This is a genomic window from Serratia sp. 1D1416 (assembly GCF_003641105.1).
In the GTDB taxonomy this organism is placed as follows: Bacteria; Pseudomonadota; Gammaproteobacteria; order Enterobacterales; family Enterobacteriaceae; genus Serratia; species Serratia ficaria.
The window spans coordinates 4,077,965-4,099,676 of the sequence record NZ_CP032738.1 but is presented as its reverse complement, the minus strand read 5'-3'; the positions used below and the strand labels follow the sequence as shown (position 1 = coordinate 4,099,676).

At 59.5% G+C, this 21,712-nt stretch carries 18 protein-coding genes and 2 pseudogenes; 5 read left to right on the top strand and 15 right to left on the bottom strand.

What is annotated here, in order from left to right; translation table 11 throughout:
* Positions 1-2 precede the first annotated feature (2 nt).
* From D7I37_RS19825 to D7I37_RS19805, 5 genes are all read right to left on the bottom strand, one after another.
* Positions 3-1,019 carry an ABC transporter permease gene (locus D7I37_RS19825; protein WP_061795353.1) on the bottom strand — a complete coding sequence of 339 codons (1,017 nt, stop codon included), beginning with the start codon at positions 1,017-1,019 and terminating at the stop codon, positions 3-5.
* A 49-nt stretch (positions 1,020-1,068) separates the two neighbouring features.
* Positions 1,069-2,619 carry an ABC transporter substrate-binding protein gene (locus D7I37_RS19820; RefSeq protein ID WP_095097463.1) on the bottom strand — a complete coding sequence of 517 codons (1,551 nt, stop codon included), beginning with the start codon at positions 2,617-2,619 and terminating at the stop codon, positions 1,069-1,071.
* A 34-nt stretch (positions 2,620-2,653) separates the two neighbouring features.
* On the bottom strand, positions 2,654-3,217 hold the full coding sequence (gene ddpX / locus D7I37_RS19815) for a D-alanyl-D-alanine dipeptidase (RefSeq protein ID WP_061795355.1): 564 nt from the start codon (positions 3,215-3,217) through the stop codon (positions 2,654-2,656).
* A gap of 18 nt (positions 3,218-3,235) precedes the next feature.
* Positions 3,236-4,108, bottom strand: a complete 873-nt coding sequence (locus D7I37_RS19810; protein WP_061795356.1) for a MurR/RpiR family transcriptional regulator — start codon at positions 4,106-4,108, stop codon at positions 3,236-3,238.
* 246 nt (positions 4,109-4,354) lie between these two features.
* Positions 4,355-5,197, bottom strand: a complete 843-nt coding sequence (locus tag D7I37_RS19805; RefSeq protein WP_242502714.1) for a GNAT family N-acetyltransferase — start codon at positions 5,195-5,197, stop codon at positions 4,355-4,357.
* Positions 5,198-5,424: 227 nt separating this feature from the next.
* Here D7I37_RS19805 and D7I37_RS19800 point away from each other — a divergent pair, with 227 nt between their 5' ends.
* From D7I37_RS19800 to D7I37_RS19790, 3 genes are all read left to right on the top strand, one after another.
* Positions 5,425-6,243, top strand: a complete 819-nt coding sequence (locus D7I37_RS19800; RefSeq protein WP_061795358.1) for a mannosyl-3-phosphoglycerate phosphatase-related protein — start codon at positions 5,425-5,427, stop codon at positions 6,241-6,243.
* Positions 6,236-7,450 (top strand): hypothetical protein, encoded by a 1,215-nt coding sequence (locus tag D7I37_RS19795; RefSeq protein WP_061795359.1) that lies wholly within the window; start codon positions 6,236-6,238, stop codon positions 7,448-7,450. The genes D7I37_RS19800 and D7I37_RS19795 overlap by 8 nt, the downstream gene beginning before the upstream one ends.
* Positions 7,451-7,575: 125 nt before the next feature.
* Positions 7,576-8,787: a multidrug efflux MFS transporter gene (locus D7I37_RS19790; protein ID WP_061795360.1), complete on the top strand. Its 1,212-nt coding sequence runs from the start codon at positions 7,576-7,578 to the stop codon at positions 8,785-8,787.
* 248 nt (positions 8,788-9,035) lie between these two features.
* Here the strand turns inward: D7I37_RS19790 and D7I37_RS19785 are convergent, their stop codons facing one another.
* Positions 9,036-9,905 carry a helix-turn-helix domain-containing protein gene (locus D7I37_RS19785; RefSeq protein ID WP_095097447.1) on the bottom strand — a complete coding sequence of 290 codons (870 nt, stop codon included), beginning with the start codon at positions 9,903-9,905 and terminating at the stop codon, positions 9,036-9,038.
* A gap of 178 nt (positions 9,906-10,083) precedes the next feature.
* On the opposite strand from D7I37_RS19785, the gene D7I37_RS19780 reads away from it, so the two are divergent.
* Together D7I37_RS19780 and D7I37_RS19775 are read left to right on the top strand one after the other, a co-directional pair.
* Positions 10,084-10,980 carry a DMT family transporter gene (locus D7I37_RS19780; protein ID WP_129544212.1) on the top strand — a complete coding sequence of 299 codons (897 nt, stop codon included), beginning with the start codon at positions 10,084-10,086 and terminating at the stop codon, positions 10,978-10,980.
* Positions 10,981-11,127: 147 nt separating this feature from the next.
* Positions 11,128-12,297, top strand: a complete 1,170-nt coding sequence (locus tag D7I37_RS19775) for a histidinol-phosphate transaminase (RefSeq protein WP_061795363.1) — start codon at positions 11,128-11,130, stop codon at positions 12,295-12,297.
* Positions 12,298-12,448: 151 nt separating this feature from the next.
* On the opposite strand, the gene D7I37_RS19770 is transcribed toward D7I37_RS19775, so the two are convergent.
* The 9 genes and pseudogenes from D7I37_RS19770 to D7I37_RS19730 form a co-directional block, all read right to left on the bottom strand.
* Entirely contained in the window at positions 12,449-12,715 is a 267-nt protein-coding gene (locus D7I37_RS19770) for a hypothetical protein (RefSeq protein WP_129544211.1), read from the bottom strand.
* Positions 12,696-13,289 (bottom strand): annotated as a pseudogene (locus D7I37_RS19765) (RHS repeat-associated core domain-containing protein); the annotation flags it as partial. The pseudogene D7I37_RS19765 and the gene D7I37_RS19770, both read right to left, overlap by 20 nt.
* A 38-nt stretch (positions 13,290-13,327) precedes the next feature.
* Positions 13,328-14,026, bottom strand: a complete 699-nt coding sequence (locus tag D7I37_RS19760) for a hypothetical protein (RefSeq protein ID WP_129544209.1) — start codon at positions 14,024-14,026, stop codon at positions 13,328-13,330.
* Positions 14,027-14,190: 164 nt separating this feature from the next.
* Positions 14,191-14,760 (bottom strand): hypothetical protein, encoded by a 570-nt coding sequence (locus tag D7I37_RS19755; RefSeq protein ID WP_129544208.1) that lies wholly within the window; start codon positions 14,758-14,760, stop codon positions 14,191-14,193.
* Between the two features lie 57 nt (positions 14,761-14,817).
* A complete protein-coding gene (locus D7I37_RS19750; protein WP_129544207.1) occupies positions 14,818-15,225 on the bottom strand; it encodes an SMI1/KNR4 family protein in 408 nt (135 codons plus the stop codon).
* Positions 15,225-16,319 (bottom strand): annotated as a pseudogene (locus tag D7I37_RS27635) (RHS repeat-associated core domain-containing protein); the annotation flags it as partial. The pseudogene D7I37_RS27635 and the gene D7I37_RS19750, both read right to left, overlap by 1 nt.
* 81 nt (positions 16,320-16,400) lie before the next feature.
* Positions 16,401-16,949 (bottom strand): SMI1/KNR4 family protein, encoded by a 549-nt coding sequence (locus D7I37_RS19740; RefSeq protein ID WP_129544206.1) that lies wholly within the window; start codon positions 16,947-16,949, stop codon positions 16,401-16,403.
* Positions 16,943-21,205, bottom strand: coding sequence for an RHS repeat-associated core domain-containing protein (locus D7I37_RS19735; protein WP_242502713.1), 4,263 nt, complete (start codon positions 21,203-21,205; stop codon positions 16,943-16,945). Before D7I37_RS19735 ends, D7I37_RS19740 begins: the two co-directional genes overlap by 7 nt.
* Positions 21,206-21,237: 32 nt before the next feature.
* Positions 21,238-21,669 (bottom strand): DcrB-related protein, encoded by a 432-nt coding sequence (locus D7I37_RS19730; RefSeq protein WP_129544205.1) that lies wholly within the window; start codon positions 21,667-21,669, stop codon positions 21,238-21,240.
* Positions 21,670-21,712: the final 43 nt, after the last annotated feature.

Here is a 21,712-nt window from a genome sequence, read left to right as displayed (position 1 = left end):
CATTACCTCTCGCGCCCCATTCTTGGGTCAATCCACAGATAGAGCAGATCGACGATCAAATTCACCACCACGTAGGCGAAGGACACCACCACCGCGAAGCCCATCACCGCCGGGAAATCCAGCGCCTGGATAGAGTCCACCACGTAGGCGCCCATGCCCGGCCAGGCGAACACCGTCTCGGTCAACACCGCGCCGTACAACAGATCGCCCAGCGCCAGCCCCAACACCGTCACCGAGGGGATCAGCGCGTTCGGCAGCGCATGGCCGAGGATCACCCGCCAGCGCGACAGCCCGTTGGCGCGCGCGGTGCGGATATAATCTTCGCCAAGCTGCTCGAGCATCGCCGAACGGATCTGCCGCGCCACCACGCCCAGGTGGACGAAGGCCAGCGTCATCGCCGGCAGGATCAGGTGCTGCAGGCTGTTCCAGAAAACCTCGCCGTTGCCGCTCAGCAGCGAATCCAACAGATAAAAGCCGGTGATGTGGCTGGGCGGGTCGAGCCAGTCGTCCAGCCGCCCGCCGCCGGGCAACAGGTCAAGCTGGCCGTAAAACAGAATGATCACCCCCAGCCCCAGCCAGAACGCCGGGGTGGAGATGCCGGTGACCGACAGCAAACGCACCAGATGATCGGGCCAGCGGTTGCGATATACCGCCGACAGCACGCCCAGCGGCACGCCCAACGCGATCGCCAGCAGCAAGGCGCAGAACGCCAGCTCCAGCGTCGCCGGGAAAAACGCCCGCAGGTCGTCAAGCACCGGCCGGCCGGTGCGGATCGAGGTGCCCAGGTCGCCGTGCAGCAGCGCCGTCAGATAACGGCCGAACTGCACGTACAGCGGCTGATCCAGCCCCAGCTGCCGGCGCATGTGCTGAACTATCTCCTCGCTGGCGCGGTCGCCGGCCAGCAGCCGCGCCGGGTCGCCGGGGATCAGGTGCGAGATGACGAAGGTGATCACGCACACCCCGAACATCACCAGCACCAGCCCCCAGCAGCGCTGGCGGATAAGTCTCCAAACGTTCATGACTGATTTCCCCTGGCGGAGGGGCGGCCAAACGGCCGCCCGAAATGCGTTACTTGCTCATCTGGCCGACGTTGAACACCTGCTCCAGCATCGGGTTATACACAAAGCCCTTCACCTGTTTGTTCATCGCCACCTGGTAGTTCTTTTGGAACAGATAAACGTAGGCCGCCTGATCGATAACGATTTTCTGCGCCGCCTGATAATCGGCGGTGCGTGCCTGCTGATCGGACACCGCTACCGCCTTTTTCAACAGCGCATCCACCTGCGGATTGCTGTAGAAGGCGCGGTTGCCCGGCAGCCCTTTTTTGTCCGACTCGAACCAGTAGTTCATGAACATGTAGGGGTCGGCGAAGTCCGGGCTCCAGTTGCCGATGGCGATGTCGTAATTGCCCTGGCCGATGCGATCGCGCAGGGTGGCGTTGGCCAGCTTCTCCAGCTTGACGTTGATGCCGACGCTCGCCAGGCTGGCCTGCACCGACAGCGCTATCGCCTCCCAGTTGGGATCGTTGACCGAATACAGGAAGCTCAGCGAGGCCGGCAGGTCTTTGACCTTCGCCAGCTCCGCCTTGGCCTTGGCCGGATCCAGGCCGTACTGCTGCGCGCCGGCATCAAAGCCCCACATGCCTTCAGGGATCGGGCCGCGCATCTGCTTGCCGTTGCCGCCGAGTATGCCCTTCACCATGCCCTGATAATCCACCGCATAGGAAATCGCGCGGCGCAGATCGACCTGGTTCAGCGGCGCCTTGCCGTTGTTCAGGTACAGGTAGGTCACGCGCAGCGACGGATACTCGTTCACCGCCACCTTGTCTTCGCTCTTCAGCGCCGCCAGTTGGTCGATCGGCAACGACTCGGCGATGTCCAAATCGCCGCGCGTCAGCTGCAAACGGCGGGTGGCGCTTTCCCCGATGATTTTCACCGTCACCCGTTTGAACGCCGGTTTGTCGCCGCCGTAGTGCGGGTTCGGCACCAGCACCAGTTGCTGGCCCTTCTGCCAGCGATCCAGCCGGTACGGGCCGGAGCCGGCGGTATGGTTGGCCAGCCAGGCTTTGCCTTCGTCGGCGGGATTGGCCTTGGCGATCGCCGGATTGACGATGCCGGCGCCGTCGTTGGCCAGCGTATAGAGGAACGGCGCGAACGGCGTTTTGAGGGTGAATTTCACCGTCAGCGGATCCACCGCCTCGACCTGCAGATCTTTCGGGAAGGCTTCCGACGGCCCCTGGCCAATCTTCATCAAGCGTTCGAACGACCATTTCACCGCGGCGGCGTTCACCTCGCTGCCGTCGTCGAATCGGTTGCCCGGCCGAAGCCTGAAGGTCCATTCCCGTTGGTCTTCCGAGGCGCTCCAGCTCTCCGCCAACTGGCCCTCGACCTGGGTGGAGCCCTGGCCGCCCTCGGTTTTGTACTGCACCAGCCGCTGATAGGCCGGATAGGTCACCGTCCAGTCGTTGTTGTCGATGGTGACCGCCGGATCCAGCGTTTGCGGATCGGCCGCCTTGCCGATCGCCAGCATGTCTTTCGGCACCGCCGCCTGCGCCGCGCCCATCGCCGCCATGCCCAAGGTCACCGCAGCCGCCAGCGCGGCATATTTGATTCGGTTCATAACTCAGCTCCTGATGTGTGAAATGCCTGTTGTTTTAGTCGGGGGAAAAACAGCCGAAACGATCGGCCAACAGCGGGTAATCGCCGGCGTTGGGCAGCTCAAAGTGCCACCATTCGCTGGCGATGCCGCGGAATCCGCCGGCGGCCATCACCGCGCTCAGCAATAGCCGATTGCGTTGCACCTCTGGCGAAAAATCGGGGTAAAACGGGTGGGAACGCGCGCTCATCTCATCGAAGCCGGTGCCCATATCCAGCGCCATGCCCGCGGCGTCCTGCAGCGTGACGTCGACGGCCACGCCGCGGCTGTGATGAGAGCCGACCTCCGTCGCGGTGACATACTGCGAGTCCGGGCAGGCCAGCCACAGCAGCGCCTGCGCCTGCTGCGGGCGGTAGGCGTCGAACACCCGCAGGGAATAGCCGGCCAGCTGCGCCACCCGCAGGCAGCGCGCCAGCCCCTGCGCCGCATCGGGATGCAGCAGGCAGCGGCTCTCGCGGTAAATCGCCCGCCCGGTCAGGTTATCGGCGCTGGCGTATTTCAAATCGATGCACAGGCCGGGAAAGCGAACGGCCAGGTCCACTAACGTTACATTGTCACTCATTGCGTTATCCCATGGCGGTTAAGATTCAAATTGCCCCAGCTCTTTCTGCAGGCTGCGGTTGTTGGCCAGCCGTTGCTCCACCGCTGCGCCGCCCTGTTCCAGCACCGAAGACAACAGCAGGTTGAACAAGCAGCTGAGCGGCGCCAGCGAATCCCAGAACTGCCCGGTGTCGGTTTTCACCTGCAGCAGATCCAGCGGATAATCGCGCGCCCACGGGCAGTAGATATCGGTGATCAGCGCCAGCCGCAGCCCGCGCGCGCAGGCCGCCCGGCAGTATTTTTGCGCGATGGTGGAATAGGCGCGGGTGTCGGTCAGCACCAGATAAGGCGCGCTGAATTCGGAGTTAAGCGACTCCACGTAGGTGCCGGACTGCCCGTCGGCGTAGTAAACCCTGGGCCGCAGGTATTCCAGGTGGCTGTAGAAGGCGTTGGCGATGCCGCGCGTCGACTGAATGCCGACCACAAACACCGCCTCCGCCTGCGCCAGCTGGCGGCCGACCTGGGCGAAAGCTTCGCTGCCCGCCAACTGATAGACGTGTTCGATCGCTTCCAGCTCCAGCGTCAACGCCTGGCGCAGCTTTTGCGGCTGCGGCTGTGCGCGCCGCTGCCGGTAGGCGCCCAGGCGATCGGTAACCCCCCACGGCTGGTACAGGGCGGCGCCCTGTTCACGCAGCGTGCGCTTCAGATGTTCGAGGTTTTGGTAGCCCAGGCTGCGCAGATAGCGACCGACCGAAATGCCGCTGGTGGCGGTGCTGCGCGCAATGCTGTCGGCGGTTTCAAACGGCACCTGCGCCAGGTTGGCCAGCAGATAACCGGCAATGCGCTTGCCGGTCGGGGTCTGCACCGCAAAAGACGCTTCTATCTGTGCGATCACATCAGGATGGTCTGCCATAGTTCGCCCGCTGTTGTTGAGTTGTCACCAAAGCCCCTTTGTTACCCGAATAACAAAGGGGGATGATGACAATGCATGGCCTGTGCCAAATGCGAAGCTGGGGGGAATGAATCACGCTCGGCGGCGTACGGCGGCGCAGAGAAGGCAGACTCTGCGTTCACAACACAGTCATCAGCTGATAACTATTGCACAACAATTGGGCGACACCCGGCGAAACGCACCACCGCGTGCCACAGATTTTCAATTTTATGACAGCGCCTGCGAAACCAATGCAAAAGTCTGCACGCCGTCGGCATCCGGGCTATGAGGCGTTCCGCGCACCATGAGCGTCGGCGTATCGATGCAAGGCAGGCCGCGCTGCGTCAGCCAGTCGCTCAGGCCGCCGTTCGGCGTATCCACCCGCACAAACTGCCCGGCGCAGGCCTGCAGCAAGGCATCAGTCAGCACGACCGCCGCCTGAAGCCGCGGCGCGATCACCGGGCCGATAAGCTGTCCATAGCCAAAACGGCGGCGTATGGCGAAGCCGAGCATTTCGCCCTGCCGCTCCAGCACCAGCGCCTGCTCGTTGCCACTCAGCAACGCCTCGAACAGCGGCCGGCGCTGCATGCCGCTGGCGGCGGCGTCCAGTGCCGCCAACGCCGCCAGATCACGCGGCAGCGCCGGCCGCAGGCTCTGGCCGGCCGCTAAAGGCCGGGGCGCCCGCTGCGGCAGCTCGGCGCACTGGTGCTGCGCCAATGGCCCGAGCGCGGCGAACCCCAGCTTTTGATACAGCGGCCTGCCCTGTTCAGACGCCGCCAGATGCAGATGACAGGCGGGCACCGACGCCATCAAGCGGCTCATCATCGCCTTGGCGATCCCCTGGCCGCGCCAGGACGCGGCGACAATCACCAGCCCCAGCGTGGCGCGCGGGCCCCAACGCCAATGCAGCGCACAACCGATCGTTCGCCCATGGCCTACGGCAACCACACCGCCGCCCAAGGCCCAGGCCTGCCGCCAGTCTTCCAGCCGGTGCGGCCAGCGCACCTGTTGCGACAGTTCAAAGGCCGCGGCCAGGTCCGCCTGCGTCATCTCTCGCACACCGAACGTCATAAAAGTTTTCTCCTGCCCTACGCTGATTTTCGTTATAGCACCACGATCGCGCGGCCGCTGGCAACCGGCAAACTTGCGGCGAACGCCATTAGCCGTTAGGGTTAATTGTGACTTGCGTCACACTTCTGACGATGCCGCGACGGCCGCCGCCCGCGCGGCCGCCTAAGCCCGAGACAAAGTAATCCGTCTGTTTATCAACGAGCTGTATGCGATAAAACGGAGATGAAATGCTAACGCCAAATCAGCACCTGCTAATTTTCACCGATCTGGACGGCTCGCTGCTGGATCACGACAGCTACAGCTGGCGGGCGGCGCAGCCCTGGCTCGATCGCCTGGCCGCGGCGCAAACGCCGCTGATTATCGCCACCAGCAAGACCGCGGCGGAAGTCGCCCCGCTGCGCCAGCGCCTCGGCCTGCAACAGCAGCCGTTTATCGCCGAAAACGGCGCGCAGACGGTGTTCCCTGCCGGCTGGCGCGAGGCGCCGCTGCACGCCGGCGCAACCTACCCCGAAATTTGCGCCATTCTGGCCGCGCTGCGCGAACGGACCGGCTTCGCCTTTCAGGGCTTCGCCGACGCCGACGACGCCAGGGTCGCCGAATGGACCGGCCTATCGCCGGCCGAAGCGCATCTGGCGCGGCGGCGCGCCGGTTCCGAGCCGCTGCGGTGGTCCGGCACCGATGAACAGCTCGCCGCCTTTCGCACCCTGCTGGCGTTGCACGACCTGCGCCTGACGCAGGGCGGCCGCTTCCACCACGTCATGAGCCGGCAGGTCAGCAAAGGCGAGGCCGCGCGCCGATTGGTCAAACGCCTGCAGCACCGACGGCGCCGCCCCTTGACCACGCTGGCGCTCGGCGACGGCCCCAACGATATCTCGCTGCTGCAGGCCTGCGATCTGGCGGTGCTGATCCGCGGCCGCCAGGCCAAACCGCTCGCGCTGCCGGGCGAATTTCCCGGCCGGCTGTACCGCACGCGCCGACAGGGGCCGCAGGGCTGGAGCGAAGGACTGGACCATTTTCTGTCAAACGGGGGATCTGACCATGAGTGAGTTCTATCAGGACGGCATCATCACCAACTTCCACAATCTGGCGCAGCGCGACCTGGCCGAGCTGGAGTATGAGCTGCAGGTATTTTCCGGCCGCAACAGCATGGGGCTGATACTGCCCTCGCTGTATTCCGAACTGCAGGGGCCGGCGCTGGACAAGATCGTCGACATTCTGGCGCAGGTGCCCTATCTGGAGGAGATCGTCATCGGCCTGGATCGCGCCAGCCCCGAGCAGTTTCAACACGCCCGCGCGTTTTTCTCGCGCCTGCCGCAGCGCCACCGCATCCTGTGGAACGACGGGCCGCGCCTGAGCGCGATCGCCGCGCAGCTCAGCGCCGAGGGCCTGGCGCCCAACGAGCCGGGCAAGGGCCGCAACGTGTGGTTCTGCGTCGGCTACACTCTGGCTTCGCGGCGCACCAGCTGCGTGGCGCTGCACGACTGTGACATCGTCACTTACGATCGCCGCATGCTGGCGCGGCTGCTGTACCCGCTGGCCAATCCGCAGTTCCACTACGATTTCTGCAAGGGCTATTACGCCCGGGTGGCCGGCGGCAAGCTGAACGGCCGCGTTGGGCGGCTGCTGGTGTTCCCGCTGTTGAAATCGTTGCAGAAGGTATACGGCAACTCGGAGTTTCTCGACTACCTGCGCAGCTATCGCTACCCGCTTTCCGGCGAGTTCGCCATGCGCACGCACATTCTCAACAACCTGCGCATCCCCAGCGACTGGGGACTGGAGATTGGCGTGCTGTCGGAACTGCACCGCACCACCGCCACCAGCCGCATTTGCCAGGTGGATATCGCCGATAACTACGATCACAAGCACCAGCCGATGTCGGAAGACGACCCGCATAGCGGCCTGCAGCGCATGGCCGGCGATATCACCAAGGCGCTGTACCGCAAGCTGGCGATCCAGGGCGTGCCGATCACCAGCGATTCGTTCCGCGTGCTGCGCGCCACCTACTACCGCACCGCGCTGGACATGATCGACGCCTTTGAGCACGACGCGAAAATGAACGGCCTGGCGTTCGATCGCCACAGCGAAGAGTCGGCGGTCGAGCTGTTCTCGCGGGTGATTTCCCAGGCCGGACACGCGTTCAGCGAAAGCCCGGGCGACAAACCCTTCGTACCCAGCTGGAACCGGGTGCAGTCCGCCTTTCCGGATATTCTGCAGCGGCTGTACGACGCGGTGGAACAGGACAATCAACAATAACCCCAGCCCGCCGCCCGGCGGGTTTTACGTTTTCTCACGCATTTCCCCCACGCCGGCTGATTAGCGGTGTTATTATTAACCTGCTCAATAATTCCCTTCTAAATTCAAAGTGGTACGACAAGTTGATGGAAGCGTGGAAAGTCAATCTGATCTCAGTCTGGCTCGGCTGTTTCTTCACCGGGCTGGCGATGAGCCAAATCCTCCCTTTTCTGCCGCTGTATGTCGAACAGCTCGGCGTTACCGGCCATCAATCGCTCAGCCTGTGGTCCGGCCTGGTGTTCAGCGGCACTTTTCTGGTTTCGGCGCTGGTTTCACCGCTGTGGGGCAGCCTGGCCGACCGCAAAGGCCGCAAGCTGATGCTGCTGCGCGCCTCGCTGGGGATGGCGGTGGTGATCGCGCTGCAGGGCCTGGCGACCAACGTCTGGCAGCTGTTTGCGCTGCGCGCGCTGATGGGGCTGACCTCCGGCTACATACCCAACGCCATGGCGCTGGTCGCCACCCAGGCGCCGCGCGATAAAAGCGGCTGGGCGCTGGGCATGCTGTCCACCGGCCAGATCACCGGGGTGATCGCCGGGCCGCTGCTGGGCGGGCTGATGGCCGACCATCTCGGCCTGCGGGTGGTGTTTTTCGTCACCGCCGGGATGATGTTCGTCAGCTTCCTGATCACCTTGTTCCTGATTAAAGAACGGCGCATCAGGGTGAAAAAGGCCGATCAGCTGAGCGGCAAGGCGGTGTTCCAGTCGTTGCCCTACCCGGCGCTGATCGTCACTCTGTTCGTTTGCACCCTGATGATCCAGCTGGCCAACTCGTCCATCAGCCCGATCCTGACGCTGTTCATTCGCGAGTTATCCGGTGATGTCAGCAATATCGCCTTTATCAGCGGCATGATCGCCGCCGTGCCCGGCATTGCCGCACTGATTTCCGCGCCGCGCCTCGGGCGGCTTGGCGACCGTATCGGCACCGCGCGCATTCTGATCGCCGCGCTGATGCTGACCACCCTGTTGTTCGCCGTCATGGCCTGGGTGGAAACCCCGCTGCAGCTGGGCATTCTGCGCTTCCTGCTGGGCTTTGCCGACGGCGCGCTGATGCCGGCGGTGCAGGCGCTGCTGCTGCGCTACTCTTCCGATCGGGTCACCGGCCGAATTTTTGGCTACAACCAATCGTTTATGTATCTGGGTAACGTCGTCGGCCCGCTGTTGGGCTCGGGCATCTCGGCGCTGATGGGATTTCGCTGGGTGTTCGCCGTTACGGCGCTGCTGGTGCTGATCAATGCGCTGCAGCTGCGCCGCCAGATAACGGCGGTGGAACGGGCGCGGGAGCGACAAGACGGGAAATAAGCGGGTTACCGTAGACAGTACTGGGACAATGACGCCCAATCAACCGTGCCAGTACTGCCTAAGGCGGGCCGTAGCCTACTAGAGGAAACGTCATTTGTGTATTTTAGTAATTAAATAAAGCGGTTTATTTATATCGGGCCGCCGGATAAGCCAGCGGCCAGAGGCGGGTTACTCACCGGGGCCAAACCCGGCGATAAACAACACGCCAAGCCCGGCGAACTGCTGTTCCATATGATCTCCTTGTGGCATCAACGCCCCTGCCGCATCTGCAGCGGAGCGAATCCGTAGGCCGCCTTGAAGCGGTTGCTGAAATGACTGGCGGAGCTGAAGCCGCAGTCCAGCGCAATCTGCGTGAGCGGCAGCCGGCTGTGGCGCAGCAGTTTTTCCGCCTGCCGCAGCCGGGCGCGCATCACGAACTGGTGCGGCGCCAGGCCGGTATCGTGCTTGAACATCCGCGCGAAGTGGAACTCGCTCAGCCCGGCCTGCGCCGCCAGATCCGCCAGCAGCAGCGGGTGGTCCAGATGGCCGTCGATATATTCTTTGACGCGTTTCGCCACCGCCGGCGCCAGGCCGCCGCGCACCCGCGGCAAGGTCCATTGCAGCTGGGTATAGCGCTGGATCATGTGCGACATCAACAGGGTCGAGGCGCTGCTCAGCGCCAGCTGATTGGCGCGATCGCGCCAGTCGCGATTGAGCAAGAATTGGCGATACAGCAGCGTAATCTGCGGATCTTCGGCAAACGCGCGCTGTTCGACGTTGATTGACGCCGGGCTGCGATCCCAGGTTTGCTCTGCCAGCTGGCGCAGGTGGGCGTCGGTGCAGTAGAGATGCACGAAGGACAGATCGCTGCGCACGTCCCAGGTGGATTCATACTGCCGCGGCATGATGCAGAAGCGATCCGGCCCGCCGCCGTTTTTCCAGCCGCCCGGCACTTTTTGGTAGCACTCGTAGCCGTCGGCGACGTACAGGCTCAGGGTGTGGTGATCGGCGCTTTCCTGAGTGATGCGGTCGTTGCAGTTGGACCAGGCCGCCAGCTCTACGCCGGAGCCCAGCCGGATGCTGTCGTGCAACTGCGCCTTGTGCTTGCTCAGCGTTTCAAACGCCTGATATCTGGACATTGCCGGCCCCGTTTTCCTCAATCTCTGCAGTGTAAAGAGTGGCGCCGCCGCGCACCAGTCGCCACCCCACGCTTTTGCCAAAAAAAGCGCAAGAATATGCAACTGGGCGCAAAGCGCTGAAAGCGACGGCGCAGGCAACGGCGGATACTGCGTTCATCTGTTTTTAGCGGAGTCGATTATGAACGCGCTGTTGTACCTTGCCGTGGTGTTGATTTGGGGCACCACCTGGATTGCGATTACCCTGCAGCAGGAAGGCCCGGTGGCCATTCCCGTCTCGATCGGTTACCGCTTTATGATCTCCGCCGCGGCCATGTTCGCCGTGCTGCTGCTGGCGCGCCGCCTGCGGCGCATCGCCGTGCGCGACCACCTGTTCTGCATGCTGCAGGGCTGCTGCGTATTCGGTTTCAACTTCTACTGTTTCTACCACGCGGCGGTCTATATCAGCAGCGGGCTGGAATCGGTGATTTTCTCGATGGCGGTGCTGTTCAACGCCGTTAACGGCATGCTGTTCTTCCGCCAGCGCCCCAGCGCCAACCTGCTGCCGGCGGCGGTCTTGGGCCTGACCGGCATCGTTGCGCTGTTCTGGCAGGATCTGGCGGCGAGCCGGATGGCGCCGGAGCTATTGAAAGGCATCGGCCTGAGCGCGCTCGGCACCTACGGCTTTTCGCTGGGCAACATGATCAGCGCACGCCACCAGCGGCGCGGGCTGGACATTCTCTCCACCAATACCTACGCCATGAGCTACGGGGCGATCCTGATGGCGCTGATAGCGCTGGCGCAGGGCGCCTCGTTCCAGATTGAATACAGCGGCCGCTATATCGGTTCGCTGCTGTATCTGGCGATTTTCGGTTCGGTGATCGCCTTCGCCGCTTATTTCAGCCTGCTGGGGCGCATCGGCGCCGGCGCGGCGGCCTACAGCACCCTGCTGTTCCCTCTGGTGGCGCTGACCATTTCGACGATTTACGAAGGTTACCAGTGGCACCTCAATGCGGTGATTGGCCTGTGCCTGATCCTGCTGGGCAACCTGGTGATGTTCGCCAAACCGGGCATGCTGTGGCGACGTCGTGCGGCATAAGCGGGACTGCGCGATGGTGCAGTTGCCCGCTTATGCTGGTGCACTATAGTGCACAGGGTTATTCAGCCCTTTAAAAATCAACAGGTTAAAAGTTGGCATGGTTTCTGCCTGTTCTCCCTGACGTTTTTCAACAAGGAGATCAGACAGATGCAAGAAAGCAGCACCCTAAACCTGAAACGCAGACAGCTGTTGAAACTCTCCGGGGCCCTGGCCGGCGGCGTAGCGCTGGCGGGGCTGAGCCGCAGCTCGCTGGCGGACGCCATGCCCGGTTCGCCCGTCTTTACCGCCCCCACCGCCGCCAACCCCATTCGCATCAACTTCAACGAAAACCCGCTCGGCATGTCGCCCAAGGCGCAGGCGGCGGCGCGCGACGCGGTGGTAAAAGCCAACCGCTACGCCAAGGACGAGATTATCGCCCTGCGCAGCAAGCTGGCCAGCCAGTATCAGGTGCCGGAGAGCGCCATTTTGCTGACCGCCGGTTCCTCGGAGGGGATACGCGCCGCCGTGGAAGCCTACGCCACGCTGGACACCCAGCTGGTGATCCCGGCGCTGACCTACGGCGACGGCGAACACTTCGCCAAGATTGCCGGTATGAAAATCACCAAGGTGCCGATGCTCGACGGCTGGCAGTTCGACATCGAAGGGCTGAAACGGGCGGTGGCAGAGTACGGCGGCCCTTCGCTGGTGTATCTGGTCAACCCCAACAACCCGACCGCCACCATCACTCCCGCCGATCTGATTGAACCCTGGATCGCCAGCCAACCGGCCGACACGATGTTTATCGTCGATGAGGCTTATGCCGAATTCGTTAACGATGCGCGCTTCCGCTCGGTCGGGCCGATGATTAAGCAAGGCGCGGGCAACGTGATCCTGCTGAAGACCTTCTCCAAGATCTTCGCCATGGCCGGCATGCGCGTCGGTTATGCGGTGGCGCAGCCGGCGGTGATTGCCCGCCTGGCTAACCGCGTTGCCGGCGAGAAGATCAACTTCTGCGGCGTGGATGCGGCGCTGGCGTCGCTGGAGGACCAGGCTTTCATCACCTACAGCAAAAAGAGCAACGACACCTCGCGGCAAATCCTGCTGCAGGCGCTTAACGCGCTCAACCTGAGGTGCCTGCCTTCCGAAGGCAATTTCGCGTTCTTCCAGCTCGGCGTGCCGCTGGCGCAGTTTCAGCAGCAGATGAAACAGGCCGGGATCCTGGTGGGCCGCGCCTTCCCGCCGGCCGACGGCTGGTGCCGCATCTCGTTCGGCACGCCGCAGGAGATGACCTTTGTCGCTAAAACGCTGCACGAATTCCGCAGCAAGGGCTGGGTGTAAACGGGGAATATTTGCGGGCGGCTGGGAGCTTCACGCTTCTGGCGTTGCCCGCAGCATGGGGAGTAAGGCTGGGGTTATTGTCTACGGTTTTATGTAACAAGACGAACATTTTAAAATTAGCAAATCGAACTCAGATTAGTAATCTTTATAACTAATTTTTAAGCAACGATACAAACTCTTTAAATGCTTCTATTACACTTTCTTCACTTGATAATTCTCTTCGCTCATTAATTATATAGTTCCCGGTTTCAACATCAATGTTCTCCAGCATACAAGATGCATCATCCCATACGCTGAAGCGTGCAATCTTCGTATCATCATCTATATCAACAACCAGAGTATCTGTAAAATCATTAACATTGTACTTAACTTCATAATGGCTATTAGACAAGATCCAATCACTTATTTTTTTGAGCATGTTGAAATTCCTGATTCTGTTTTATGGGCCTTACCTCAATGTTTTTCACAGTCGGCATTTCTGGTACTGCTCGTCCCTTACGTTTGGCTAATCGACCCTCCAACGAGTCCGGAGCAACTATTTTTGTCCAGCCTTCATTGGTCTTGATTAAAGATCGTTCAGGCACTTCGAATTCAACGTACATAGTACCCGGTTTAGCTTGTTTTCTAAACGCATCAATATCTGCAGGTGATGCTACATGCGTTGTTCCCGTTGTACTTTGCACAACCTTACCTGTGGAAACCATTTTTTCGTATTCTGCTGGTCCCATCCAGCGACCAACAGTAACCTCTGTCACCCCCAGCGGATCCACCCACATCAGCGGGTTCGGCGCATACTGATACAGGTTCAACCCGCCACGCGGCCCGATCAGATCCTGGGTGGTAAAGCGCCCTACCTCCGGCTCGTAGTAACGGAACAAATTATAGTGCAGGTCGCTCTCGACGTCCTGGTACTGCCCGGCGTAGCGCAGCGGTTGATCGTACTGCGCGCCATTGCGCCTGGCCGCGCCCTCTACCGTTTGCCCCTGCAGCTTGCATTTGCTCTCCCTCTATTATCACATTTCAAACATCTTCATCCTTTACGTCTTGACTCAATTAATTGTAACTGTTTAGAGAAATCAATTGGATAAAGATGAGTACTATTTTTTGCAAAATTTTCAAGCAAGGATGCGTTATCCTTTTTCACCACATGATGATTTATATATGAATAGTCATCATCTATATGCCCCCCATATATAATAAAAAACCTCTCAGCAGACAATGTCTCGCCAAAATAAACTTTAAATATATTCTCCGCACTATTATTATAACCTTTTATAGCATCAAGTAGTGAGACGGAAAATACGCGCTCAGGTTTATTATCCAATAGAAAATAAACACCCACTCCGTTATATACATTGTTATATATGGTTTTTACAACATCTTCACTTAAATCACCATTAATCAAAGCCATATCGATGAAGTAATTATTATCATTGATTTTTACATCCTCTTTTTTTATTATATGCTTTTTAAGATCCATTAATCCTATCTTACCTACTGCACGTTTTATTGCTTTTAACTTATCACTTACACTAGTCGTGTAATAATCATCCTCGAAAAATAAAATCCTTTTTCCCTTGAAGGAGTTTATTATACTATGTAAACTTTCGATGTATAAATCATACTCTGATGATGAAAATACATAGGTTAAAGATAAACCGGCATTATTTGCATCGACACCAATTCTTTCCAGGCTCGTCTTACCGTTCGTGGCTAGTTCACTTTTCATTAGAAACACCGATCCCCTTTATATTTATTCGTATTTCTTGGATGGCCTTTTTCATAAGAGAAATGCTCCCCTTTAGTACCATGATAGTGCGGCTTTTCGAACGTATCAAAATAATGTGTCGAAGACCAATGCCATGAAGAGCATCACATCAGTCAGTGATCTGATTACCATGAAACAAGCGTAATGTCTTTTATGAGCCCGATACGCTTCAGGTACTCATCACCAACCAACATAGGTCTATAAGAGAAGCCTTTGAAATCATCTGCCTTCTTTGCTAAAACTCCTCCTCCACCGTCCTTGAGTCCCTGCAATAAACACAGTGTAGTGGTCAATGTTAAATCAATGACTTCATAGGTTGGAAGCGTCAACCAAGCATGAATATTGATTGTGGGTTCATGATGACCATTTTCTAATTTATTTTTAATATCATCATCATCAAAACGAAAGATCCCTTTCGGACTGCCATCATCTACCCAACCCAATGTGTAAAAAACAGGACAAGATAACCAATCCTCAATAACGGATTTGGCTGCTAGATGGACCTGAAGGCATTGCCCAACAAGCTGTTCATAACTTGTAAACCCCTCAAGGGCCGGTTGCAGTACTTTATTCATGTGTCGCAACCTTTTATCATTCAGGAGTCCTTTCCCCTCCATTTCAACAAACGTAACCGGATACTCGAACCCTAATCTCTCAGTTCTTTGGAGCGCATTTTCCCATTCTTTTTTGTACATCGCCTCTCCCTCATACATTGACACTCATTCAACTAGTACTCACCAGTCCCCTTGGTTCTACGCAAACAACTCACCAATAAAATCAGAAAAGGAATCAGCCACTTCCTCTAGTTCCTTTTCATCCATTAAAAATACAAAAACCCTGCCAAATGAATCATCTTCTTTCTTAAGCGACAAAAGAAAGCTGTTCCCACCCTCATCATAAGCAAACGGCACCATATCCTTTAGTTCAGCAAAGGACTCCGTAAGATCTTGATAAATTACCTCAATCGGCAAGTCACCATACTTTATTGGGTTAAAGCCACCTAACATGAAGATATTTCCCTCTTCGTTATCAATGGGATAACCACCATTATTCTTGAGAAAGAAATCTTTAAAAGAATCAGGCAAATCGTTATTAAAAAGCGCATTAAAGGAATCCATCTCCTCTACTGACAGCGTTTTTTCCGAGTCTGAGAGATACATTAACAGTTTCCTCCAACAAGTTTACGGACGCGATTTCTCGCAGGGAAGGTATATGCTTTTCCAGTTGCCGCCTTATACTGACTTACCCCCCCTACATGGGAGATACCTTGGTGTGCTTTTTGTTTCACTAGCTGCATGGTCCCCATATTAGTCTCGTGATTATAATCATCCAGGTGATGCCAGACATAACCACTCGGTGTTGTTTTCTGGTTAAGCCCTGCTTTTATGTTAGCCGCAGTGAAGTCCTGAAGGTAGTCCCCTGTATATTCAATTTTCACAATGGGGTTAACTCCTTCCCTTAGATTATACAGGGCATCACTCCCTGAATAATCGAGTCCTCCGGCAGGTGTCTTAACAACACCACTAAATCCCCGATCCTCCAATTTTGCTATAGGATCAACAGCCAATCCTAGCGGGTCAATCCACCCCAACGGGTTCGGCGCATACTGATACAGGTTCAACCCGCCGCGCAGCCCAATCGGATCCTGGGTGGTGAAGCGCCCCACCTCCGGCTCGTAGTAACGGAACAGATTATAGTGCAGGCCGCTCTCGTCGTCCTGGTACTGCCCGGCGTAGCGCAGCGGTTGATCGTACTGCGCGCCATTGCGCCTGGCCGCGCCCTCTACCGTTTGCCCCTGCAGCTTGCCGAAGGTGTCGTATTGCCCGGACCAACGCAGGTTGCCCGCCGCATCGCTCACTTCCAGCGGCGCGCTGTTCAGATCCGTGTGGTACCAATACATCTCCGCCGAACGGCTGTCGCCCGCCTGCTCCAGCGCCGCCAACGGGCTCCACGGGCTGGCCGGATCGTAGCTCCAGCTGCGGCGGCTGCCGTCTGCCCGCTGTTCCTGCAGCAACCGGTAGCCCTGCCACACAAAGCGCGTAGTCTGCGCCGCTTTCCCCTTGTAGCTGACCGTCTTGCGCGTGCGGCGCCCCAGCGCGTCGTAGTGATACTGCGCGTCGAACTCGCCCTGCGGCCCGCGGCCGCGCGCCTGTATCAGCCGGTTATCGGCGTCGTAACGGTAGAACAATTTCTGCCAATGCATCAGGCGGTTGTCGGCGATCGGCGCCAACGGCAGGTGCGCGTCAATGTCGTTCTGCGGGCGCAGGTAAAAACACCCTGAAGGCCAACTCGATTATTGCTCTTGTGGTTTATTTTTTAAAGAGCGTAAATATATTCAAAAATCTAAAACGACTTTCTTTACTCCTGATATATCAGGTTCTTCCTTATCAATTTCAAGACGATAAATAAAATCTTTCAAATCGTAAGCAGCTAGTGACAATCCTGCAATTACGTGATTTTCATCATATAAAGGATCTGCTTCATGATCCCAGAACCAAATTTGCCCAACCATTTTCCCAGTTAGGCAAAGACATATTTGATTGCCGCCATCTGATGATGCTATAGGCAGCCATTGTTCTCTAAGATCATCCTTATACATTTCAATGAACTCAAAGATATCACCTCCCCCCCCTTCTGAGTTACTTAATCCATAAAAGTATTCCAGTGAATCATATCCATCTTTACTTGCCCATGGAGACGCTTCAATTCCTTTATAAACGATTAAAGAGTCAAACTCAGCCCCTTGGCTAAAGTTAGCCAGAAAATCACAATATTCCTTCGGCAAAATACCTGAGTACCCTTCAAGTCTTTTTAATAAAGGATTGTCTACCCCATTCGGTAGCTTACTCAGAGAAACACCAAGTTTCTCTAGCTTTTTCAACATTTTTTTCCATTCCTCATATCTGATGCAGACCCTATATGTGGTACGTTCCCATGCAATCCACGAGGTACCAGTATTATCTCTGTATTACTAAGATGGTGTGGCGTTAGTTTATTTTTACGCAATAATTTTTGTGCAGCACTTTGCGTAATTCCCTTTTCTTTAGCTATTGCTTTGTATACCTTAGGAAAATCCTTTTCAGTGCCATCCAGAACATTATTTTCAAAAGTTATGCTTCCTTTTGACCATGGAGAAAAATCTGGCCGCCCATTAGAGAATGGTATTGGCTGATTATTTGTAACGGCATTTACCGCTGGCTTATAAGAATACCAATTACTTTCACCAGGGACGCCGTCCCAATGGCCATTTGTCCTCGGAATTCGAGTTCCAGATAACCCAAACGGATCCACCCACCCCAACGGATTCGGCGCATACTGATACAGGTTCAACCCGCCGCGCAGCCCGATCGGATCCTGGGTGGTAAAGCGCCCTACCTCCGGCTCGTAGTAACGGAACAGATTATAGTGCAGGCCGCTCTCGTCGTCCTGGTACTGCCCGGCGTAGCGCAGCGGTTGATCGTATTGCGCGCCATTGCGCCTGGCCGCGCCCTCTACCGTTTGCCCCTGCAGCTTGCCGAAGGTGTCGTATTGCCCGGACCAACGCAGGTTGCCCGCCGCATCGCTCACCTCCAGCGGCGCGCTGTTCAGATCCGTGTGGTACCAATACATCTCCGCCGAACGGCTGTCGCCCGCCTGCTCCAGCGCCGCCAACGGGCTCCACGGGCTGGCCGGATCGTAGCTCCAGCTGCGGCGGCTGCCGTCTGCCCGCTGCTCCTGCAGCAGCCGGTAACCCTGCCACACAAAGCGCGTAGTCTGCGCCGCTTTGCCCTTGTAGCTGACCGTCTTGCGCGTGCGGCGCCCCAGCGCGTCGTAGTGATACTGCGCGTCGAACTCGCCCTGCGGCCCGCGGCCGCGCGCCTGTATCAGCCGGTTATCGGCGTCGTAGCGATAGTGCTGCTCATAAATGCCGTTGCGCCGGCTGATCAGGTTGCCCCAGGCGTCGTAACGGTAGAACAACTTCTGCCAATGCGTCAGGCGGTTGTCGGCGACAGGCGCCAGCGGCAGGTGCGTTTCCACGTCGCTGTTGGGGCCTTTTTCCCCCAGCAGGTTATCCGCCATGTCGTACACCAACCGGCTACCCGGCTTGCCCTGCGCGGGTTCGCGATGCTGCAGCAGGCGGCCTTCGGCGTCGTAGCCGTAGTGCACCTCGCCGCGCAGCGCATCGCTAACGCCGGCCAGCTCGCCGCGCCCGGTATAGCGGAATGCCCGCCACAGCGCGCCGTCTTCCGGCCGGGTCAGCTTGTCGTGGCCGAAGGCGCTGCTTTGCCAGCTGCGGCGCCCCATTTCGTCATAGCGCCGCTGTTGCTGCAGCGCGCCCTGGCTGCGGCCGGTTTCCCGGTGCAGGCGATCGCGGGTGAACTCGCTCACCACCTGCTGGTTGAATTTGATGGCGCTGGCGTGGCCGGAACCGTAATACAGCCACTGCAGCCGGTCGCCCTGCGGCAGGGTCAGCGCCTGCAGGTTGGCCAGCGCATCCCACTGGTACTGCAGCTCGCCGTTTACGCCCTGTTCGCTGAGCAGCCGCCCGGCCGCGTCGTAGCGCATGCTGACGCTGTCTTCCTCGATGCCCTGCGTCACCCCAAGCGCCGTCGGGGTGCGGCTCAGCCGGCTCAGCCGCCCCATGGCGTCAAAGCGATAATGCCATTCCGCGCTGGCGTTGCCGCGCCACGCCAGCTGCCCGGCTTCGTCGAAGCGAAAGCGCTGCACGCGCTGCGTCAGTTCGCCGGCGCCGCCCGGCAGGCCGACCTCGCGATGTTCTTCCAGCAATCCCGCCGCGCCGTAGCGGTAATAATTGCTGACCTGGTCCGGCCGCTGTTCGGCCAGCACGCGGCCCACGGCGTCGTAGCTGAATCGATATTCGCCGCCGTTGCCGTTTTCCAACCGCGTCAGCCAGCCCTGCGGGCTGTAGTGGTAACGGCGGGTGCGGTCGATGCGGTCGGTCACGCTGCTCGGCAGGCCCAGCGCGTTGTATTGCCAGCGGGTCAGGCTGCCCAACGCATCCTGATGCTCGGCCAGCTGGCCGCGCTCATTCCAGTTGAAGCGCTCTTCGCTGCCGTCCGGCTGGATCAGGCTATGCAGCCGCCCGCCGTGGTCCCATTGGTAGCGGGTCACGTGGCCTTCGGCATCGGTCTGCGCGCTCAGCTGGCCCTGAGAGTCATAGGCGTAGGCGGTCACGCTGCCGGAACAGTCGGTATAGCGCGTCAGCAGCCCGCGCGCGTTCCACTCCAGCTTCACTTCGCCGCCCAGCGCATCGATCACCCGGCTCGGCAGGCTCTCTTCGTCATCCGGGTAGTGATAGAGCGTGGCGTTGTCCAGCGCGTCCACATAGCGGGTCGGCCGGCCCAGCGTATCCCAGTGCTGGCATTCGCGGCTGCCGTCGGGATAGGTGACGGAGAACAACCGGCCGCTGTTGCGGGAATACTGATAGGTCGTTTTGCGGCCGAGCGGGTCGGTTTCACTCAGCAGGCGGCCGTAGGCGTCCCATTCGCTCTGGCGCTGGGCGCCGCCGGGCAGCAGCACGCTGCACAGCTCGCCGTTTTGATAGATAAAACCGTAGCGCCGCTGGTCGAAGTCGGTGAACTGCGCCACGTTGTCGTCGTCATCCAGCTGCCAGTCCGCCCGCTTGCCGTCTTCGCGGGTGGCGCTGCGGCGGCCACCGGCGAAATCGTAGCTGAAGTCCAGCCGTTCGCCGGCGCTGTTGCGATACGCCACCACCCGCGGCACACCCTCAATCTCCTGCCACAGGTATTCGTTCAGCAGCCCGGCGGCGTCCTGGTGGCTGGCCATCAGGCCGTCGCGCCAGCTGAAACGCCGCGTCACCTCGCCGGCGCGGTTGCTCACCGTCACCAGTTGGCCATGCTCATCGTAGCCATAGTGCGCCAGCGGCAGCTCGCCTTCGGCGGTTTGCAGCGCCACCTCGCTCAGGCGACCGTTCAGGTAGCGGCACGCCAGGCGTTGCCCGCCGCTGTCCACCAGTTCGAGCAGCCGGCCGTCGTCGTCGTAAAACAACGAGCTGGCGTTGCCGATGGCGTCGGTGACCATGCTGAGGCGGCTGGGCTGGTCGCCCGCCAGCGGCGGGTAGTGATAAATCTGTTCGCCGACGTCAAACAGCTGCCAGCTGCCGTCGGCGTTGTGCATCAGCCAGCACTTTTCGGCTTCGCAGTAGGTTTTGTGCCCGCGCGCTACCATCGGGAAGGCAACATAGTCACCGGAAGGCGCGCGCCACACCAGGCCGTCCTGCCAGGTCTGCAGGCTGCTCTCCCAGAACAGGCTCCAGCCGCGCCCCAGCACGCTGTCGCCGGGGTTGCCGCTGCGCCAGTAACGTTGCCAGGCCACCGGCAGGCGCGACGGCAGCACGAAATCGAGTTCGTCCTCGCCGTCGAGGAATTTTTGGCCGCTGACGATATCCACCGGCCGGGCGATGATGCCGGCCGCGGCGGTGGCGGTCATCAAGGTGCCAAAACGGCAGGCGACGCGCCCCAGCTTGTTGATGCCGGGCAGCTTGCCGAGCATCTTGCCCAATGCGCCCAGCTTGCCGACGGCGCCGCCCACGCCGCCCACCAGGCCGGCGAACAGCAGCGTCAGGTCGGAAGCCTTGTACAGCCAGTCCGGCACTTCGGGTTTAATCGGCAGCGTGGTCACCGTGCCGCCGCCGATGAACACGTTGGGCGAGCCTTCCATCACCTGCGCGTCGCAGTTGGTTTTATCCCCCACCCGCGCGGCCGGCTGGCCGTTGATGCTGACCTTGTCGGAGCCCTGCGCCATCTGCATGCTCGGGCCGTCGTCGCTGCACGCCACCTGGCTGACGGTGGCGATGGCCGCCGGTTTGCCGTTGATGAAGACGTTGGGCGAACCGGTGACAATCTTGCCCTTCGGCGTCAGGCTGCCGGCCCCGGCGTCGGCAATGCCGTCACGCGCCGCGGTGGCCGCCTCGCCGGTGAGATAGCCCACCGCCAGGCTGGCGCCGATCAACAGCACGCCCACGCCCACGCAGGATGCCGCCAGGCCGGCGACGAACAGCGCGCCCGCCGCCACCGCGCCGGCGGCGGCGATCAGGCCGCCGACGAGGGTGCCGGCGATCATCCCGGCCAGGGCGTGCGAATGCCCGATGGTATCGCCGACGCGCGCCGCTTCGGTCATGGTAAGTTCCTTTTACGCAGGGTCATCATGATTCAGGCCGCCCGATAGCTGTTCAGCACGTGCTGCAGCAGCGCGTCGTCCTGCGGCGACAGCTTGCGCGCCATCGCCAGGGTAAACACCAGCACCCGGCCATCCGCCTGCGCAAATACCGCCTGGCTTTGCCAGATGCGTTTGCCGTCGCGCAGGTAGCTGGCGCGCACCCATTCTCCGGCCAGCAGGTCGCCGCCCAGCATCGCCGGTTCGCGGCTCTTGAACGCCCAGCCCTTCAGGCTTTGGCCCAGCGCTGCCAGCTGACGGCTGACGTAGCCGTCGAGGGCTTCCGCCGGTTGCAACGCATCGCGGGAAATATTGATCGAGGGGGAAACGTCATCGCCGGCCAATAGCACGTTGACGGTGCGGTCGGCATAGCCTTCCGGCAAGGCAACGCTGCCCTCGGTAAAAGCGCAGCGGGAGAGATCGGACATGCGAGGATCCTTTTGCATAAATAATGCTTAAGCATCGCATAAC

Bases quoted from the DNA above. Each gene is read 5' to 3' on its own strand.
- D7I37_RS19790 (WP_061795360.1), top strand. From the start codon at position 7,576: ATGGAAGCGTGGAAAGTCAATCTGATCTCAGTCTGGCTCGGCTGTTTC.
- D7I37_RS19740 (WP_129544206.1), bottom strand. From the start codon at position 16,949: ATGTTGAAAAAGCTAGAGAAACTTGGTGTTTCTCTGAGTAAGCTACCG.
- D7I37_RS19780 (WP_129544212.1), top strand. From the start codon at position 10,084: ATGAACGCGCTGTTGTACCTTGCCGTGGTGTTGATTTGGGGCACCACC.
- D7I37_RS19800 (WP_061795358.1), top strand. From the start codon at position 5,425: ATGCTAACGCCAAATCAGCACCTGCTAATTTTCACCGATCTGGACGGC.
- D7I37_RS19775 (WP_061795363.1), top strand. From the start codon at position 11,128: ATGCAAGAAAGCAGCACCCTAAACCTGAAACGCAGACAGCTGTTGAAA.
- D7I37_RS19825 (WP_061795353.1), bottom strand. From the start codon at position 1,019: ATGAACGTTTGGAGACTTATCCGCCAGCGCTGCTGGGGGCTGGTGCTG.
- D7I37_RS19730 (WP_129544205.1), bottom strand. From the start codon at position 21,669: ATGTCCGATCTCTCCCGCTGCGCTTTTACCGAGGGCAGCGTTGCCTTG.
- D7I37_RS19770 (WP_129544211.1), bottom strand. From the start codon at position 12,715: ATGCTCAAAAAAATAAGTGATTGGATCTTGTCTAATAGCCATTATGAA.
- D7I37_RS19785 (WP_095097447.1), bottom strand. From the start codon at position 9,905: ATGTCCAGATATCAGGCGTTTGAAACGCTGAGCAAGCACAAGGCGCAG.
- D7I37_RS19755 (WP_129544208.1), bottom strand. From the start codon at position 14,760: ATGTACAAAAAAGAATGGGAAAATGCGCTCCAAAGAACTGAGAGATTA.
- D7I37_RS19750 (WP_129544207.1), bottom strand. From the start codon at position 15,225: ATGTATCTCTCAGACTCGGAAAAAACGCTGTCAGTAGAGGAGATGGAT.
- D7I37_RS19820 (WP_095097463.1), bottom strand. From the start codon at position 2,619: ATGAACCGAATCAAATATGCCGCGCTGGCGGCTGCGGTGACCTTGGGC.
- ddpX (WP_061795355.1), bottom strand. From the start codon at position 3,217: ATGAGTGACAATGTAACGTTAGTGGACCTGGCCGTTCGCTTTCCCGGC.
- D7I37_RS19760 (WP_129544209.1), bottom strand. From the start codon at position 14,026: ATGAAAAGTGAACTAGCCACGAACGGTAAGACGAGCCTGGAAAGAATT.
- D7I37_RS19810 (WP_061795356.1), bottom strand. From the start codon at position 4,108: ATGGCAGACCATCCTGATGTGATCGCACAGATAGAAGCGTCTTTTGCG.
- D7I37_RS19805 (WP_242502714.1), bottom strand. From the start codon at position 5,197: ATGACGTTCGGTGTGCGAGAGATGACGCAGGCGGACCTGGCCGCGGCC.
- D7I37_RS19735 (WP_242502713.1), bottom strand. From the start codon at position 21,205: ATGACCGAAGCGGCGCGCGTCGGCGATACCATCGGGCATTCGCACGCC.
- D7I37_RS19795 (WP_061795359.1), top strand. From the start codon at position 6,236: ATGAGTGAGTTCTATCAGGACGGCATCATCACCAACTTCCACAATCTG.